The organism is Marisediminitalea oceani (assembly GCF_003731635.1).
Lineage (GTDB): Bacteria > Pseudomonadota > Gammaproteobacteria > Enterobacterales > Alteromonadaceae > Alteromonas > Alteromonas oceani.
The window spans coordinates 66895-83049 of record NZ_RCUA01000073.1; the positions used below are offsets into that span (position 1 = coordinate 66895).

At 48.8% G+C, this 16155-nt stretch carries 14 protein-coding genes; 9 read left to right on the forward strand and 5 right to left on the reverse strand.

Translation table 11 applies throughout. The features are described 5' to 3' along the window. Positions 1 to 224: 224 nt before the first annotated feature. The 3 genes from D9T21_RS19100 (at position 225) to D9T21_RS19110 (ending at position 4996) form a co-directional block, all read left to right on the forward strand. Complete coding sequence (locus D9T21_RS19100) at positions 225 to 2798, forward strand: TonB-dependent receptor plug domain-containing protein (RefSeq protein ID WP_206427305.1); 2574 nt, start codon at positions 225 to 227, stop codon at positions 2796 to 2798. Between the two features lie 169 nt (positions 2799 to 2967). Beyond that, positions 2968 to 3789: a sulfite exporter TauE/SafE family protein gene (locus D9T21_RS19105; protein ID WP_105934926.1), complete on the forward strand. Its 822-nt coding sequence runs from the start codon at positions 2968 to 2970 to the stop codon at positions 3787 to 3789. Between the two features lie 31 nt (positions 3790 to 3820). Then, on the forward strand, positions 3821 to 4996 hold the full coding sequence (locus D9T21_RS19110; RefSeq protein WP_123326805.1) for a pyridoxal phosphate-dependent aminotransferase: 1176 nt from the start codon (positions 3821 to 3823) through the stop codon (positions 4994 to 4996). A gap of 100 nt (positions 4997 to 5096) precedes the next feature. Here the strand turns inward: D9T21_RS19110 and metJ are convergent, their stop codons facing one another. Further along, positions 5097 to 5429 (reverse strand): met regulon transcriptional regulator MetJ, encoded by a 333-nt coding sequence (gene metJ, locus D9T21_RS19115; RefSeq protein ID WP_123326806.1) that lies wholly within the window; start codon positions 5427 to 5429, stop codon positions 5097 to 5099. 266 nt (positions 5430 to 5695) lie between these two features. Between metJ and metF the strand changes: the two genes are divergently transcribed. Both metF and D9T21_RS19125 read left to right on the forward strand, forming a co-directional pair. Next, positions 5696 to 6589 (forward strand): methylenetetrahydrofolate reductase, encoded by an 894-nt coding sequence (gene metF, locus D9T21_RS19120; RefSeq protein WP_123326807.1) that lies wholly within the window; start codon positions 5696 to 5698, stop codon positions 6587 to 6589. Between the two features lie 94 nt (positions 6590 to 6683). Further along, a complete protein-coding gene (locus D9T21_RS19125; RefSeq protein ID WP_123326808.1) occupies positions 6684 to 7577 on the forward strand; it encodes a virulence factor BrkB family protein in 894 nt (297 codons plus the stop codon). A gap of 52 nt (positions 7578 to 7629) precedes the next feature. Here the strand turns inward: D9T21_RS19125 and D9T21_RS19130 are convergent, their stop codons facing one another. The 3 genes from D9T21_RS19130 to D9T21_RS19140 all read right to left on the reverse strand — a co-directional run bounded on the left by D9T21_RS19130 (position 7630) and on the right by D9T21_RS19140 (position 11117). Continuing rightward, on the reverse strand, positions 7630 to 10098 hold the full coding sequence (locus D9T21_RS19130) for a sensor domain-containing phosphodiesterase (protein WP_123326809.1): 2469 nt from the start codon (positions 10096 to 10098) through the stop codon (positions 7630 to 7632). A 132-nt stretch (positions 10099 to 10230) separates the two neighbouring features. Continuing rightward, positions 10231 to 10881 carry a DUF2959 domain-containing protein gene (locus tag D9T21_RS19135; protein ID WP_123326810.1) on the reverse strand — a complete coding sequence of 217 codons (651 nt, stop codon included), beginning with the start codon at positions 10879 to 10881 and terminating at the stop codon, positions 10231 to 10233. Between the two features lie 2 nt (positions 10882 to 10883). Further along, a complete protein-coding gene (locus D9T21_RS19140; RefSeq protein WP_123326811.1) occupies positions 10884 to 11117 on the reverse strand; it encodes a hypothetical protein in 234 nt (77 codons plus the stop codon). Between the two features lie 97 nt (positions 11118 to 11214). Here D9T21_RS19140 and pip point away from each other — a divergent pair, with 97 nt between their 5' ends. The 4 genes from pip to purT all read left to right on the forward strand — a co-directional run bounded on the left by pip (position 11215) and on the right by purT (position 14833). Next, positions 11215 to 12156: a prolyl aminopeptidase gene (gene pip, locus D9T21_RS19145; protein WP_123326812.1), complete on the forward strand. Its 942-nt coding sequence runs from the start codon at positions 11215 to 11217 to the stop codon at positions 12154 to 12156. Positions 12157 to 12167: 11 nt separating this feature from the next. Further along, entirely contained in the window at positions 12168 to 12605 is a 438-nt protein-coding gene (gene dtd / locus D9T21_RS19150) for a D-aminoacyl-tRNA deacylase (RefSeq protein WP_123326813.1), read from the forward strand. A gap of 132 nt (positions 12606 to 12737) precedes the next feature. After that, positions 12738 to 13646 (forward strand): bifunctional GNAT family N-acetyltransferase/hotdog fold thioesterase, encoded by a 909-nt coding sequence (locus D9T21_RS19155; RefSeq protein WP_123326814.1) that lies wholly within the window; start codon positions 12738 to 12740, stop codon positions 13644 to 13646. Beyond that, positions 13643 to 14833 (forward strand): formate-dependent phosphoribosylglycinamide formyltransferase, encoded by a 1191-nt coding sequence (gene purT / locus D9T21_RS19160; protein WP_123326815.1) that lies wholly within the window; start codon positions 13643 to 13645, stop codon positions 14831 to 14833. Before D9T21_RS19155 ends, purT begins: the two co-directional genes overlap by 4 nt. Positions 14834 to 14884: 51 nt before the next feature. Here the strand turns inward: purT and D9T21_RS19165 are convergent. Continuing rightward, positions 14885 to 16113, reverse strand: a protein-coding gene (locus D9T21_RS19165; protein WP_123326816.1) for an IS3 family transposase whose coding sequence is annotated in 2 segments (ribosomal slippage) — positions 14885 to 15762 and positions 15762 to 16113 — 1230 coding nt in all. Because the reading frame shifts where the segments join, the coding sequence is not laid out codon by codon here. Positions 16114 to 16155: the final 42 nt, after the last annotated feature.

Sequence of the window (16155 nt, forward strand, 5' to 3'; positions counted from 1 at the left end):
GCTATAGCCCTCAATATTCTTTTTTCTTCCGAAAATGCTTGCTCTTTTTTTAGTCTCTGTATTGTCGTCAGCAAAGTCTGACGCGCTCATTAAGTCCAAATAATGTTTAAATTTGGTGCTTTTACGAACCAAGTTGGGGCAAATTTAGCCAGCGCCGTGATTTCACGCCTATCGTAATTGCACCTAAAAAGATCATAGCGATATGACAATTTAGGGAACACATGATGAAACTCAAGAAATTAAATGCAGCAATACTGGCAGGTCTTGCCGGTTATTCGCTTTCGATGACTGTCGCAACCACTGCATTAGCAGAAGAAGAGGCAGCGGAAGAGAATGTTGAGAAAATCGCAGTTGTGGGTGCCCGTGGTGCGCCTCGCTCCGTAACCAGCTCTCCGGTACCGGTAGATGTATTAACCGCTGAAGATATTACTGGCGTGGCGTCATCAGACATGAACGACATCATGATGACACTCGTTCCATCATATACCCTAAGCCGTCAGCCAATTTCTGATGGTGGTACTTTTATTCGTCCGGCCCAATTACGTGGCCTGCCAACTGATAAAACCCTGGTTTTAGTTAACGGTAAACGCCGCCACCGCGCTGCATTAGTGCAAATTGGTGGTTCTGGTACGCAGGGTCCTGACCTCGCGACTATCCCATCTGCCGCCCTGGGCAGCGTAGAAGTTCTGCGTGACGGTGCAGCAGCACAGTATGGTTCTGACGCCATCGCTGGTGTTATCAACTTCCAGCTTAAAAACAATGCTGAAGGCGGTTCATTATCACTGGATGTTGGCCAGTATTACGAAGGTGATGGCGACCAGTACACCATCAGTGGTAACAAAGGTTTCTCTTTAGGTGACGACGGTTTCTTAAGCATCTCTGCAGAAGTTACAGATTCAGAAGCGACTTACCGCGGTGAGCAATACTGTGAAAGCTGGTTCTGTGTCGACGAGCAAAGTGATGAATACATCGCCGCAGCTGAAGCAATGGGTAACTCAGTACACGGTTCACCACAGGTACAGCCTTGGGGTCAGCCAAACTACAGTGGCGCGAAAGTATTCGTAAACGCTGGTTACGCACTGAATTCAGATATGGAAATTTACTCTTTCGCCAACTATTCAGAAAGTGAAGGCGATGGCTCTTTCTTCTATCGTTACCCGGGTAACGGCACTATCGAAGATCTGCGTGAACCTGATGGCTCTATCTACAGCCCGCTGGAAAAATTCCCGGGTGGTTTCACGCCACGCTTCTTCGGTGATATCACTGATTACTCTTTCGCGGCTGGCCTGAAAGGCATGACCGGTTCATTAGGTTATGACATCAGCGGTCGTTATGGCTACAACGAAATTTCTTACACTCTGGCAAACACCATCAACCCATCAATGGGTCCTGACTCGCCTACTTCATTCAAACCAGGCGACCTGAGCAACGATGAATTACAATTCCAGGCTGACTTCACCTACGACCTCGCGGAATACGTGCTGGCGTTTGGTGCAAGCTATATGGAAGAGTCCTATGAAATTTCTGCCGGTGACGCCGCGTCAGTAGAAGTTGGTCCATACTCTTCATCTGATCCATGGGGTTTCTGTGACGGCACTGCATCAGCTGACGCTCTGGCTTCTGCTTTAGCAAATGGCCTGGATTGTAGCGACTCAAGCGATCCGGTTTACACTGCTGTAGGTGTTGGTTCTAACGGTTTCCCTGGTTATTCAGCAGACTACACCGGTACTTACGAGCGTGATTCTTACGCTGTTTATGCCGATATCTCTGGTGACATCACCGATAAATTATTCGCCCAGGCAGCTGTTCGTTACGAAGACTACTCTGACTTCGGTTCTGAGCTGGTATACAAAATTGCCGGTATTTTCCAGGTAACTGACGAAATCGCGATTCGGTCATCATTCGGTACCGGTTTCCGTGCTCCGACTCCAGGTCAGCAAGGTACCACCAACGTATCAACCCGTCTGCCTAACGGCTTCCCGGTTGCGACAGGTCTGTTCCCAGCCAACAGTGCAACAGCTCAGGCGCTGGGTGCTTCACCGCTGGATCCAGAAACTTCAACCAACTTTACTTTGGGTGCTACAGCTGATGTAGGTAACTTCACTTTAACAGTGGATTACTACCGCATCCTGCTTGAAGACCGCGTAAATGCAATTTCAACGCTGGACGTATCAGCCACTGAGGTAACTGACCCGGATGCAGATGGTTATGACGCTTATCAACGTTACCTGGCACTTGATGCTGCAGGTGTAGAAGGTGCTAACACTATCGGTGGCGTATTCTACTTCCAGAACGCATTCGATACGGTAACTCAGGGTATTGATATCGTTGGTACCTATAACTTTGAATCTGAGTACGGTGATACCACTATCACAGCTTCAATGAACTTTGCCGACCAGAACTTTAACTCTGATCCGCAGGTTTACTTCAACAACGAAGCTATCTACGACTTCTTAAATGGCACGCCAGCCACGCGTGGTGTTTTATCTTTAAAACACGCTATGGATGATATGTCATTTACTGCTCGTATGAACTACTTCGGTGGTTACTCAAACTCTGACGGTGGCGGCCAGGTGTCTGCAATCCAGATCTTTGAGCCTGAAGTCATGTTCGACTTAGAAGGTACTTACTTCATCAGCGAGATGCTGTCTGTGTCAGCCGGTGCCCGTAACCTGTTCGACAACTACCCGGATGCGGGTGAGATTGGCGAGACATGTTGTGGTCGTATCTACCGTTCTGACTCTATCGTTGACTGGCAGGGTGGTTACTACTACATGCGCCTCAACATGAGCTTCTAAGCAGCTTATCTCTGAAATTAAACCTGTTATCGACCAGCCTCTAGGCTGGTCGACTTTATCAGGTCACTCATCGCTATCAAGGCGACAAACCGCACAAAACGTTATAATTTCTACCGTATAAAAATAATAAAAAACCGAATAATTATTTAACTAGTGGAGCACTGTTGTTATGGAGATTGAACTCGTCTGGTTCGTCCTCACTTTGTGCGTTGCGGGCGCGGTCGCAGGCATAACTTCTGGCCTTTTTGGCAACGGAGGTGGTTTTGTTGTAGTCCCAGCCCTTCTCGCCGTATTTCCTTTCTTTACCCCCAATTCTGAAGAGTTAGTAAAAGTAGCTATTGGTACCTCATTGGCATCCATTGTTATTTCCAGTGCTCGTTCAGTCTTAGCACACAAGAAACGTGGGGCAGTCGATTTTGACATGCTTAAATCATGGTCAGTATGGATCATACTCGGCGTGCTTGGCGGTGTAGCCATCGCTAATCACACCAGCAGTAATGGCCTGACAATGGTTTTTGCCGGCGGCGTTTTACTCTATTCAGTTTACTTCCTGTTTCCTGAATTTGTAGTTCGTCCCGGGATGACTTTTTCGATGCCACAAGGCGTGGGCAAAAGTGTTCTTGCTTTTATCATTGGTGGCTTCTCTGCACTGCTTGGTATTGGTGGTGGCACGCCGACAGTTATCACCATGGTGATGTGTCGCCGGACCATTCAACAAGCGGTAGCAACGGCTGCTGGTGTTGGGTTCTTAATTGGTTTACCCGGTGCAATTGGTTTCCTGTTTATGGAAAACACCAATCCACAGGGCATGCCCGTTGGCACGGTTGGCTATATAAATCTGCCGGCTCTGCTAGCAATCAGTATTGGTTCAATTCTGACCGCACCGATTGGTGCATCAATGGCACACAGCTTTAGTGAAAAAATGCTTAAACGCCTGTTTGGTATTTACCTGGTGATTGTATCAGTCGCTATGTTTGCCAAAGCGTTATAAAGCTCACACATTAAAATAAGAGGAACAGTCAATGACTTATAATCCATCAAGACGATTATTCTTAGGAGGCTCACTGGCCGCTTCAGCCGCTGGTGCTACGGGTCTTATCACGCCTGCAGGCCTGGCCGCAGCGCAACCAATGAAATCGCCTAAAATTATGTATGGACCAACCCCGGGCGTAGCAAAACTGAACGCCAACGAAAACCCTTATGGTCCAAGTGATATGGCGCTGAAAGCCATTGCCGAAGCAAGCAGCACCGGTGGTGCTTATTACGCCTACCGTGCAGGCATGTATTTACGCGATATGCTGGCTGAATCAAACGGCCTGAAGCCAGAAAATGTGTCAATTACCGCTGGTTCAAGCCTGATCCTGGCTTTTGCCGCTTTTGCTGCAACCAGTAAAGGTAAGATTCTTGGCCCCGACTTATTCTGGGACACCACGTCAATGGCCCCTGTTCGTCAGGGCGGTCCGGAAATTGTGCGGGTACCTAACAAAGCCGATCTGAGCATCGATCTGGATGCCATCTACAATGCCATCGATGATGACATTGCCATGGTACACATCTGCAACCCGAATAACCCTACCGGCAAACTGCTGGATCCAAAGGAACTTCGCGAGTTCTGTATCAAGGCATCGAAAAAGACACTGGTACTGGTAGATGAAGCCTATAACGAGCTGATTGAAGATGGTCCTAAGCACTCAATGATCCCACTGATCAACGAAGGTCATAACATCATTGTTGCCCGTACTTTCTCGAAAATCTATGGCTTAGCCGGTATGCGGGTTGGTTATATGCTCGGCAGCGAAGAGAACATGGAGTTCATTAACAAATATGGTCTGGGTGGTTACTCAATTAACCAGGCTGGTCTGGCTGCTGCAATTGCCAGCTACAATGATGAAGCCTTTAAAGATTTCTCGCGCCAGAAAGTCAAAGAAGGTCGCGACATCATCATGGATGCGGTAAAAGCTAACGGCTTAAGCGCGTTACCATCGACCACTAACTTTGTGTTTGTGAATCTCGGTGACGACGGCGACGCCAACGCATTCCGCAAAGCGATGGAAGAACAGGACGTCCTTATTCGTGGTCAGTACCGCACCTATCAGCAATGGTCACGGGTGAGTACCGGTCGCATTGAAGATGTTAAGAAATACGCGGCTGCAGTGCCAAAAGCACTGGATGAAATGTACAAAGCCATTAAGGCTTAAGCCGCTACCCGGTCCCTTGGACCGCATATAACGACAGAAACCTCCGAAAACAAAAAGGCCGCTGTATAAGCGGCCTTTTTCATTGCTCATTAAGCAAGGACTAATCGTTATCGAGTTCGTTTTCCTCGAAATCAACGTCAATGCCCATTTCTTCCATAATGCGACGCGCCTCAGCCGGGATCCGATGCGGATTATCTTTACGCAAATCTTCATCATCAGGCAGTGGCTGACCGGTGAAAGCATGGACGAACGCTTCGCATAATAATTCAGAGTTGGTAGCGTGACGAAGGTTATTGATTTGACGACGGGTACGCTCATCGGTCAGTACTTTTAGTACATTGATCGGAATCGATACCGTGACCTTTTTAACCTGCTCACTCTTTTTACCGTGCTCTGCGTAAGGGTAAATATATTTTCCGTCCCACTTTGCCATGCTCTTTCCCAGCTCTGCTATCATTATTCTAATAAGAAACTTTGTTTATACCTGAACAGCAAATTCCTGATCGACTCGGTTAACCCGGCATTGGTGCGGCCACCCAGTTCTTTATGCTGCTGCGTTCACAGAGCAATTTAACCAAAATATTCGCTATAAAGGTATTAAACCACAGAAAACATCAATTGAGCAGTGTAAACTGCTTGACGTCTAGACATATATTCTTTAGTTTAGACGTCTAAACGTCCAATCGAGAATATATCACCATGGTGTCATACGCGCAGGGGATCGATGCCCTAAATCAGTCTTTGTCAGAATTACGCGACATCGATGTGTCATTTGAGTTTTTTCCACCCGGCAACGAGAACATGGAAAAGACCCTGTGGAAGTCTGTTGAGCGTCTGGCGCCGTTAAATCCTGCATATATGTCGGTAACCTATGGCGCCAACAGTGGCGAGCGCGATCGTACCCATGATGTGGTAAAGCGTATTCAGCAACAAACGGGCGTTACCGCCGCTCCGCACCTCACCTGCGTTGATGCCACAGCCGACGAGTTACGCCAAATTGCCCGCGATTACTGGGATTCCGGTATTCGCCGTATCGTTGCCCTGCGTGGCGATTTACCCAAAGGCGTTGAAAAAACCGATATGTACGCCTCTGATCTGGTTGCTCTGTTAAAAGACGTTCACGACTTTGATATTTCGGTTGCCGCCTACCCGGAGAAACACCCGGAAGCCCCTAACGCCCAGTTTGATCTGCTTAATCTCAAGCGCAAAGCTGAGGCCGGTGCCAGCGAAGCAATTACCCAGTTTTTCTTCGATACCGGGGTATTTCTGCGCTTCCGCGACAGAGCGGCCGCTGCGGGTATCGATTTAGACATCGTGCCGGGTATCCTGCCGGTCACCAACTATCAGACACTGGTGAAGTTCGCTGGTTTCACCAACGTTCACGTACCCGGCTGGTTACACAAACTGTATGAAGGCCTTGATGCTGACGATCAGACCACCCGAAATCTGCTGGGTGCTAACATCGCTATGGAACAGGTTAAGGTACTGGCCAAAGAAGGCGTTAAACACTTCCATTTTTACACTCTTAACCGCAGTGAGCTGAGCTACGCTATCTGTCATATGCTGGGCGTAAAACCGCAAAACGGGAGCTAATCGGCCAACTTATCTAAGGGCAGCTAAGAAAACGGTTGCTCCCTCACCCAGCGCAGGTAGACTATTGATCTAGTTGAACCTACAGGGAACAAGAGTGGCATTATCAGAATTACGCGCCCGTTGGGAGCAATACCAGCCCAATCTGGAGAAATTCGCTACAACGTTCATCACCCGCTGTAAAACGGATAATATTACTATATCCGCAGGCCACCTCGCCTACGTTACCCTGTTGTCGCTGGTGCCTTTCATCATGGTATTTTTTACCATTTTGTCGGCCTTTCCGGCCTTTGCCACCGTACGCAATAAGCTCGAGCAGTTTATCTTCAGTAACTTTGTGCCCACGGCCAGTGACGTGGTGCATGAGTACATGAGCGATTTTGTAGGTAACGCTTCGCAAATGGGCGCAGTGGGGATTCTTTCTCTGCTATTTGTTGCCATCCTGCTTATTTCCAATGTAGATAAAACGCTTAATCGCATCTGGCGTACCCAGAGTGAACGGCCGATTATTTACACCTTTGCCATTTACTGGATGGTGATTACCCTCGGGCCACTATTGATGGGAGCCAGCGTGGTGATGACGTCCTACCTGGTAGGCCTGGCCGAGTTTGCTGAAGAATATACGCCAGGACTGGGCACGTTTTTGCTCGAACTGGTGCCAAGCTTTACTGCCCTGGCAGCCTTTATCATTTTATATATGCTGGTGCCAAACCGCCGCGTCCCGGTACTTCACGCCTTAGGCGGAGCATTGCTGGCCACCATGTTGTTTGAACTAAGCAAAAAAGGCTTTGCCTTTTACGTTACCAGCTTTCCGTCTTATCAGGTTATCTATGGCGCGTTGGCCGCACTGCCACTGTTGTTCCTGTGGATTTACCTGTCGTGGATTGTGGTGCTGTTAGGCGCCGAATTTACCTGCAGTCTGGATGAAGCCTTCCCCGAAGAGCGGGATGATAAGCCTGACAATGACGAGAGCGATATCCCGGAAGGCTAATCGGCATCAACTGCCAGCTAACCTTCAGGGCGCACGGTTTCTGCTTTTAGCCCTAGGCAATTAAGCTTAGCCGGTCATCTCCGAGCAGCCATTGCCTGGCGGAGGCTTCATCACTGAAGCAACGTACCTCAAATACCTCCATCACATGCCGGCACCATACTGCTGCCATTTTCTGTGAATACTGCCCTTCCACCAGCAACGCAATTTTTTCAAACTGTTGATACTGAGGCTCGATAGCAGCCAGACGGGCACGGTCGATAAGATCAGACTCTCCCATCTGAAAATAATCCGAATGCCTGAAATCAAATAATCCATAAGCAACTGGTTGCTCCCGCTCAGCCAGACAACGCCGGAAAGCGTCTGTAAAGCGCATGGCTTTATGAATATGCCCGTTGAGCTGTAAGTGCACCAGGTTAGGATGCTGGTTATCAAATTCCACCTTCACATCGCCCTGTTCCTGGTGTTCGCCAAATGACTCCGGACGCGAGAACAAAAAGCCCTGGCTATAGTCTATTCCAAGCGCCAACAAACACTGTTGGACTTCAATAGAGTGAACAAATTCAGCAATGCACTTTATTCCGCTGTTGCGACAAAAGAAGCTGAGCGCCTTGACGATCTCATAGCTCTTGGCGTCGGTGTGAATATTCTTAATGTATTTGGCGTCGATTTTCAGGTAATCGACCTCTAAATCGAGGATCCGCTCGAAATTAGAATGTTCGGTACCGAAGTCATCAATAGCGAGCCTGAAGCCAGCATTTTTAAGGGCTTTAAGCTGTTTCAGATGACTGTTTTTGCCTGCACTGCTGATACCCTCAAGCACTTCCAGAATTACCCGCTGAGGGGCAATCTGATACTGCTGGCACAACTCCACCAGGAAGCGCTGCAGGTACTGAGCATTGAGATCAAACTCGGTAATATTCAGTGAAAAGGTATAGTCATGATGACTCATGATCTTAAACGCCTGACGGGCCATTTGACGTGTAATCAGCGGCAGCATGCCTGCCACTTTGGCAGCATCGATAAAGCTGTAGGGGCTTAGCACCTGGTCGTTGAAGTGAATCCGTGCCAGCGCCTCATAGTGGGTAACAATGCCCAAATGATTATCATGGATCCCCTGGAAGTACGGCACAATAAGCTGCTGATTAACCGCACTGTGAATAATATTGTTGGCTTCAACAAACATTAAATGCTGCTGACTTTCCGCCGCAATGGCATCCTGTTCCAGTACAATGCATTTTAAATCCCCTGATTCCCGGCTCTGACGCAGTGCAGTGACGCCTAGCCGCAGCAGATCGGTCTTCCCCCGGGCGCCGCCAAAAGACAGCGATACAAAAACGCTGATATCAGCTGTCGATACCTGATGATGGCGAAAATGCATTCGCAGCTGTTCAGCTACCGCGTAAAGGTCTACCGGCCGTTTAAACAACAATACAAACTTACCTGGGCCGCCGCCCACATAGCAGTCGGCGTCCACCTGCTCCCTGATAATTCTGGCGGTACTGCGAATGAGTTCATCACAGACATCAAAGCCGTATGCATCATTAAGGTACCTGAGCCCGTCGATTCCCACTATCAACAGACTTTTGCAGCCCGGCGATTTGAGTTCTTCGGCCAGAAAGGATTTGCTCGACAAACCGCTGAGCGGATCTGTATTTGCAAGATATAGGTTTTCTGCCTGGGCTTTATTGAGCTCAGTTAAGTCGGTGTAGATCGCAGTATAATGATGGATGTGGCCGTTATCATCGCGAACCTGGTTCACCGAAACCCATTGCTCCAGTACCGAGCCGTCGGCATGACGGTTTTTTATCTCACCCTGCCACACGCCTTTTTTAAACACCTTAAACCAGAAGTTCCGATAGAATGACTTATCATGTAAACCGGAGGAAAATAACTGAGGTTCAAGTCCCTGCACTTCTGCGCGGCTGTAGCCGAACATATCGCAAAAGGCCTGATTAACTTCAATAATTTTTAAATCGGCATCGGTTACCAGCATGGCTTCAGCTGAATTACTGAAAATCGACGACAGCATATTCAGTGATCGATCCTGCTCTACCCGTTCCAGCTCGGCAGCGATTCGATAGCCGATAATTTCAAATAAGGCGGTGATTTCGGCCACACTTTCTATAGCGGCAGTGTGCATTGCCACTAATATCCCCAGGACATTGCCCTGCGCACTGTACAGCGGCATACCGACATACGACTCAACGCGCATATCTTTAAGTAGCTGGTCTTTAGGGTAAAGCTCCGCCACCTTACTTTGGTAGCAACACACACCAGAATTGGTTACCTGTTCGCAAGGCGTATTTTTTAGCTCGTAGGTAAAATTTTCCTCAATCCGGCTAAAGGCAGATACTGCCACCGTAGAACAACGCTTAGCCTGATTGTTGGGCTGTCCGATGAAAACGAAATCACATTCGATGATTTCTGACAACGCCAGTACTAACAGTTCGAAATATTCCTGTCCGCGGGTCTGACCCACAAAATCAGACAGCTTCTTTAATTTTGCAACTAATGCATTCATAGCAATTTATCACTACCACCTCTACTCTCACTGGTGGCAATCATGCATAAGATGTCTGGCAGGGATATTGATTGAGAACAATTCTTACTGCTATCGCAGTAAGAATTGCGATGAAAGGTCGACTAAGCTGGGTTAACCGCCATTCATATCGGCGATAAAGCTATTGGACTGAGCAATAGCGCTTTGCATATCGGTTAGCAGGGTTTTAACGTCTCGCTCGATATTACTGAGTTCCCCTTGCAGCGCACCAATGGCACTGGCATTGAGGTTATGTTTGAGAAACAGCACATTATCCTGCAGCGTACTTAATACCGGCTCCATACTGCTCTCGACTTTACGCATCGCGCGTACCATCTTGTTGTATTTGAGCCGGGTTTCAGACAATGTTTGTTTACTGGTGCGTTTCAGACTGGCGTTGCTATACTCTTCGAGTTCAGCTTCCCATTCATCAAACAGCGCATCTGCCACACTTTCGATTTTATCAATGCGAGTAGTTACGTCCTCTGCAGCAGCCTGACTGGCTTCGTACTGGTCGTTAAGAGACTGATACGCCTCTTCCAGATCGCCGCCATCAAACTGGATGAGGGCCGAAAACTCTTCAAGTGCAGAGGTAAATTGCTCTTCAGCATCTTGCTGGGATTCACGGGCATCTTCTACCCGGTCGACCAGGATCTCACGCTTTTCTACGCCCACCTTCTCCCAGGCGGCGTAATAGGCACTCTGACAAGCCGTCACAGAGCCTAACAACAGCGCAACCAGACTGGCCTTCAATAACCTGTTCATGGTTAATCAACACCTCTGAACTTAGCCGCGTCAATAATAGCCCACAAGTGAAAGATTGCGCCGACAAACCACATAAAGAACAAAATGACCGTGGCGCCCAGTGCATAACTTACGGCAGTCACCACAAAGAAGAATAAGGCCGCCATAATCCGGCCCTGAACCAGTTGCCCTAAACCAGGAATAAAGAAACTACAAATCGCGGCAATTACGTTGCCGCCAGAACCTTGTCCAGCCATGATAACTCCGGTTAAATACTCTTTTACTGTTTAAACTAAATGAATTAGGGTTGAGATACAATCATTTCACCTTTCTGATTTGTAAGAGAACTTGTCTATGTCCGGCGTGTGCTATCAACATGGTTTACTTCCAGTCAGTGATGGCCATCGGGTTTACTATGAGCTAAGTGGCAATCCTGACGGCGAACCTGTACTGGTAATCCATGGCGGGCCCGGGGCCGGATTGGGCTCTCGTTACACAGACTTTTTTGATCTTAGTGTCTATCATGTTATCGGCTTCGAGCAGCGCGGCTGCGGGCGTTCTCAGCCCTATCTGTCGCTGAGTCATAACACCACCCAGGATTTACTTACCGACATAACCCGCCTGCGCGAATATCTCGGTATCAGCCGCTGGCTTATGTTCGGCGGCTCCTGGGGCACAACCCTGGCCTTGCTTGCGGCGATCCGCGAGCCTGAAACCGTAAGCGGACTTATTCTGCGAGGTATTTTTTTGGCCCGGGAGGAGGATTTCGAGTGGTTTCTGGCCCCCCATGGTGGCGCGGCACAAATCTATCCGGATGCTTACCAGCGCTTTATTGAAGAGATTGAAAACCCTGCCAGCTTTACCGCTGTACTAGCGCATTACAGCGAGGTGTTTTCAGGGAAAGATGAGCGCCGGCGTCACCAGACAGCTATCCGCTGGTACCAGTGGGAGGAAGCGATTGCCAGGGTCCATTCACCGGGCGTCCAGGTGCAACCTGACTCTGCCCACCCGTTGATGCTGAGCCTGGCAGTACTGGAATGGCACTACATTACTAACCGCTGCTTTATCAGCGAGAATGAAATTCTTCAGCAGGCGCACCAGTTAGCCGGCATTCCCGGCAGGATAATTCACGGCCGCTGTGATACCGTTTGCAAACCTCAGGGCGCCCATACCTTGCATCAGCACTGGCCAGACAGTAAGTTACTGCTGATTGACGGCGCAGGCCACAGCAGTGCTGAACCAGCAATTGCTATGGCCCTGCGCGAGGCAACCCATCAATTTATTTTAAAGCGCTAAGACAGATATCTATGATTGGACTAATTCAACGCGTACGCGAAGCCTGCGTGACCGTAGCGGGCGAAACAGTGGGCCAGATTGGCCCGGGGATCCTCATCCTGTTGGGTGTGGAAAAAGATGACACCCAGGCTGAAGTAGAGAAGCTCGCCACAAAGTTAACGAATTATCGTATCTTCAGTGATGAAGATGGCAAAATGAATCTGAATATCAGGCAAACTGGCGGCTCAGTGTTAGTAGTATCGCAGTTTACCCTGGTAGCCGACACCCGCAAAGGTAACCGGCCAGGCTTCTCTCGCGGTGCCACACCAGAGTTAGGTAACGCCTTGTATGAAGCCTTTATCCAGCAATTACAAAGCATGGATATTCCGGTTGCCAGCGGGCAGTTTGGCGCTGACATGCAGGTACAGTTAGTCAATGATGGGCCGGTTACCTTCCATTTGCAGGTGTAATCCCCCCCTAGCCTGACAGTCATACTGAGTGGGCAAACTTCCATGCGGATAGGTATAATTTTCAGTTCGCCTCTTGCTGTTGGTAAAGCCTTAAGATTTAATGTGGGCCCTAATTTAATTTGAGGTAAGGCTGTGTTCAAAATAGTCACACCGCAAACCGATGATGCATTGGCGGCTTATTATCACTTCCGCTGGCAGTATTTGCGCCAGCCATGGAATTTCCCTCCCGGCTCAGAAAGAGACGAGTACGAGCAAGTCAGTGAACACCGCATGGTGGTGAATAATGACGGCGATATTATTGCCTGTGGCCGGGTGCATTTAAACACCGCCGAAGAAGCGCAAATCCGCCATATCGCAGTACACAGCGACTACCAGCGTCGGGGGCTTGGCCAGTTTATGCTCAACGCGCTGGAGGCAGTAGCCCGTGAGTTGGGAGCCATTCGTGCCGTTACCAACAGCCGCGAGATATCCATTGATTTCTTCCAGGCCTGTGGCTTTAAGGTAGAGCGTGAGGCGCCTAATGAGCTGGGCCTGTTGAAACGCCAGCAAATGGTGAAGAAGCTGGACGATTTTTCCTTATTAGTTTTACACCCCGAATGGTGCCAGGAACTGCAGAATACCTGGACCGAAACCATCCCGATTACTGAGCACATGGGTATCAAGCTCCATCAGTATACCGGCAAAACGCTGGAAACCCGGGCCTCACTAAATAAAAACATTAACATCCACGGCACCATGTTTGCCGGCAGTATCTTCTCGCTGGCCACATTAACCGGCTGGGGGATGATTTTTCTGCAGCTCAAGAATAAAGGTCTGGATGGCGACATCGTGCTTGGCGATGGCAATATCCACTATCATAAACCCATCACTATGAAACCCCGTGCAGTGTGTAATATTGAACGCCTTAAAGGCAAATTCACCCTGCTGGAAAAAGGTAAAAAATGCCGTCTGGAGCTGGAAGTTGAAGTGCTTGACGATACTCAGCCGGTGGCGGAGTTTCATGGTATTTACTGGGTATTGCCCAAAGAGGACGACAAATGACAACACTAGGTACGCCTTTTACACCTCAGGCTAAAAAGGTGCTGCTTCTGGGTAGCGGTGAGCTGGGTAAAGAAGTGGTGATTGAATGCCAGCGTCTGGGCTGCGAAGTGATCGCCTGTGACAGTTACGCTAATGCTCCGGCCATGCAGGTAGCCGATCGCAGCTATCAGTTTTCCATGCTGGATGCCAAAGCGCTGCGCGAGGTAGTAGAGAAAGAAGCACCTGATCTGATCGTGCCGGAGGTAGAAGCCATCGCTACTGCAGAGCTGGTTGAACTCGAAAAAGAAGGCTTTACCGTAGTGCCAAGCGCCAATGCAGTTAACCTCACTATGAACCGCGAGGGCATTCGTACCCTGGCCGCTGAAACACTGGGTCTGCCAACATCGGCATACCGCTTCGCCAGCGATAAGGCACAATTTGTCGCAGCTATAGAGGCCATCGGCTATCCCTGCTTTGTAAAGCCTATCATGAGCTCCTCAGGCAAGGGACAGAGTCGGCTGACCGGCCCTGACGATATTGACCACGCCTGGCAGTACGCACAGGAAGGCGGCCGTGCCGGCGCGGGGAAAGTGATAGTTGAGGGGCATGTGGATTTTGACTACGAAATTACCTTGCTGAGCGTGCGCACGCGGCAGGGCGTAACATTCTGCCCACCCATTGGCCATATTCAGAAAGACGGCGATTACCAGTACTCATGGCAACCCACCGCGATGAGCGACGCGGCTCTGGCGGGAGCCCAACAAATAGCGGATAAAATTACCGGGGCACTCGGTGGCTATGGTCTGTTTGGCGTTGAGCTGTTTGTGTGCGGTGATGAGGTGATTTTCAGCGAAGTTTCGCCGCGCCCACACGATACTGGCATGGTCACACTGATTTCGCAGAACCTGTCAGAGTTTGCCCTACACAGCCGGGCAATTCTGGGGTTACCCATACCGGATGTGAGCTGTTATGGCCCGAGCGCTTCAGCGGTCATCCTGGGCTTTGGCGAGGGCAACCGCATTAGTTTTAGCAATCTGGATAAGGCTCTCAGTCAACCGATGACTGATTTACGCTTGTTTGGCAAGCCCACCATCAACGGTAAGCGCCGTTTAGGTGTAGCACTGGCTCGTGGCGAGAACATTGAGTCTGCCGTTGCCACGGCCCGTGAAGCAGCCGATCTGGTGGATATCACCATCAGTAAAGACTAGTCAACGCTGATAATAAGCCCGCTGTCCCGTCCTAAGATAGGTTGACAGTTTCTAGGCCAGCTCCAGTAGCTGGCCTTTTCTATTGTGCACCTGATTGGGTGTTTCCATGTCTAAACTCAGGTGTGGTCTCATTTCGTTGTAGATCTTAATTGATTCGTCAACGAGTACTTTTAATTCCTCTATCGTTTTACAGCGATAGATTAAGAACTCTTGCTTGAGTATACCGTTTATTCTTTCTGCCAATGCATTTTGGTAACAATCGTAACCATCTGTCATTGATGGCTGAATCCCATTCGCCTTCAACTCATCCTGATAAATAGCTGAACAGTATTGCACTCCTCTGTCTGAGTGGTGAATGCTGTTCTCTACATATCGTTTATCTTTGACTGCCATCTTCAACGCTTTGACTACATTTTCAGCCCTCATATCCAAACTCAGGTGGTGACCCACAATCTTGCGTGAACCAGAGTCCGTCACTAACGATAAATAATGTACACCCTGGTCAGATTCGAGATAAGTAATATCGCTAACCAGTACATGTTCTGCATTATGCAGTCCTTCTTCTTTAAGTAAATTTGGATGCTTTTTCATCCAGTGTTTACTGAATGTGGTTTTGATAAAGCTTTTCTTCGGCTTGACGAGTAATCCTTCGCTCTTCAGGTAAGTAAAAAAGCCATCTCGACCCAATTTAATTTCGTGTTCAATCAACTTCTGTTTGATTAATTTATAGAGCTTCCGTGTCCCCAACTGCGGCATGAACTTACGCCAGTAGAGCACCCACTCCTTAATTACCGATAGTTCTGTTCTTCGGCACTCCATACGGGCGACAGCCTGATAAACAGACTGCCTGGAAATCCCCACAACCCGGCAAGCAGCCGACAAACTTATTTCTTTTCTTTCTTTGGCTTGCCAGACGTACCGGATAAGTACTTTTTTCTTAGACCTGCTCCATATTCTTTATCCATGATATCAACCATTCCATTGAGGATTTGATTACGGAGTTTCTCATCGGCTAATTCTCTCTCGAGACGTTTTATTTTTTCGGCTGGTGTTTCTTTTGAACTGGGCATAAGTGGATGCTGAAGTGGTTTCGACCAGTCGAGTCTACCATGCTTTCTCAGCCAAACTAGCACTGTTGATTTACCTTGGATACCGAAGTGAACTTGTGCCTGCTTATAGGTCATTTCGCCTTTTTCTACACGCTGCACTACACCTAATTTAAAAGCCAAGGTGTAATCACGCTGAGTACGCTTAGGTCTTTGATTACTTGAAGTTGTCATAAAGAAGTCCTCTTTATGTCAACGTATTTCAGGACGGGACAC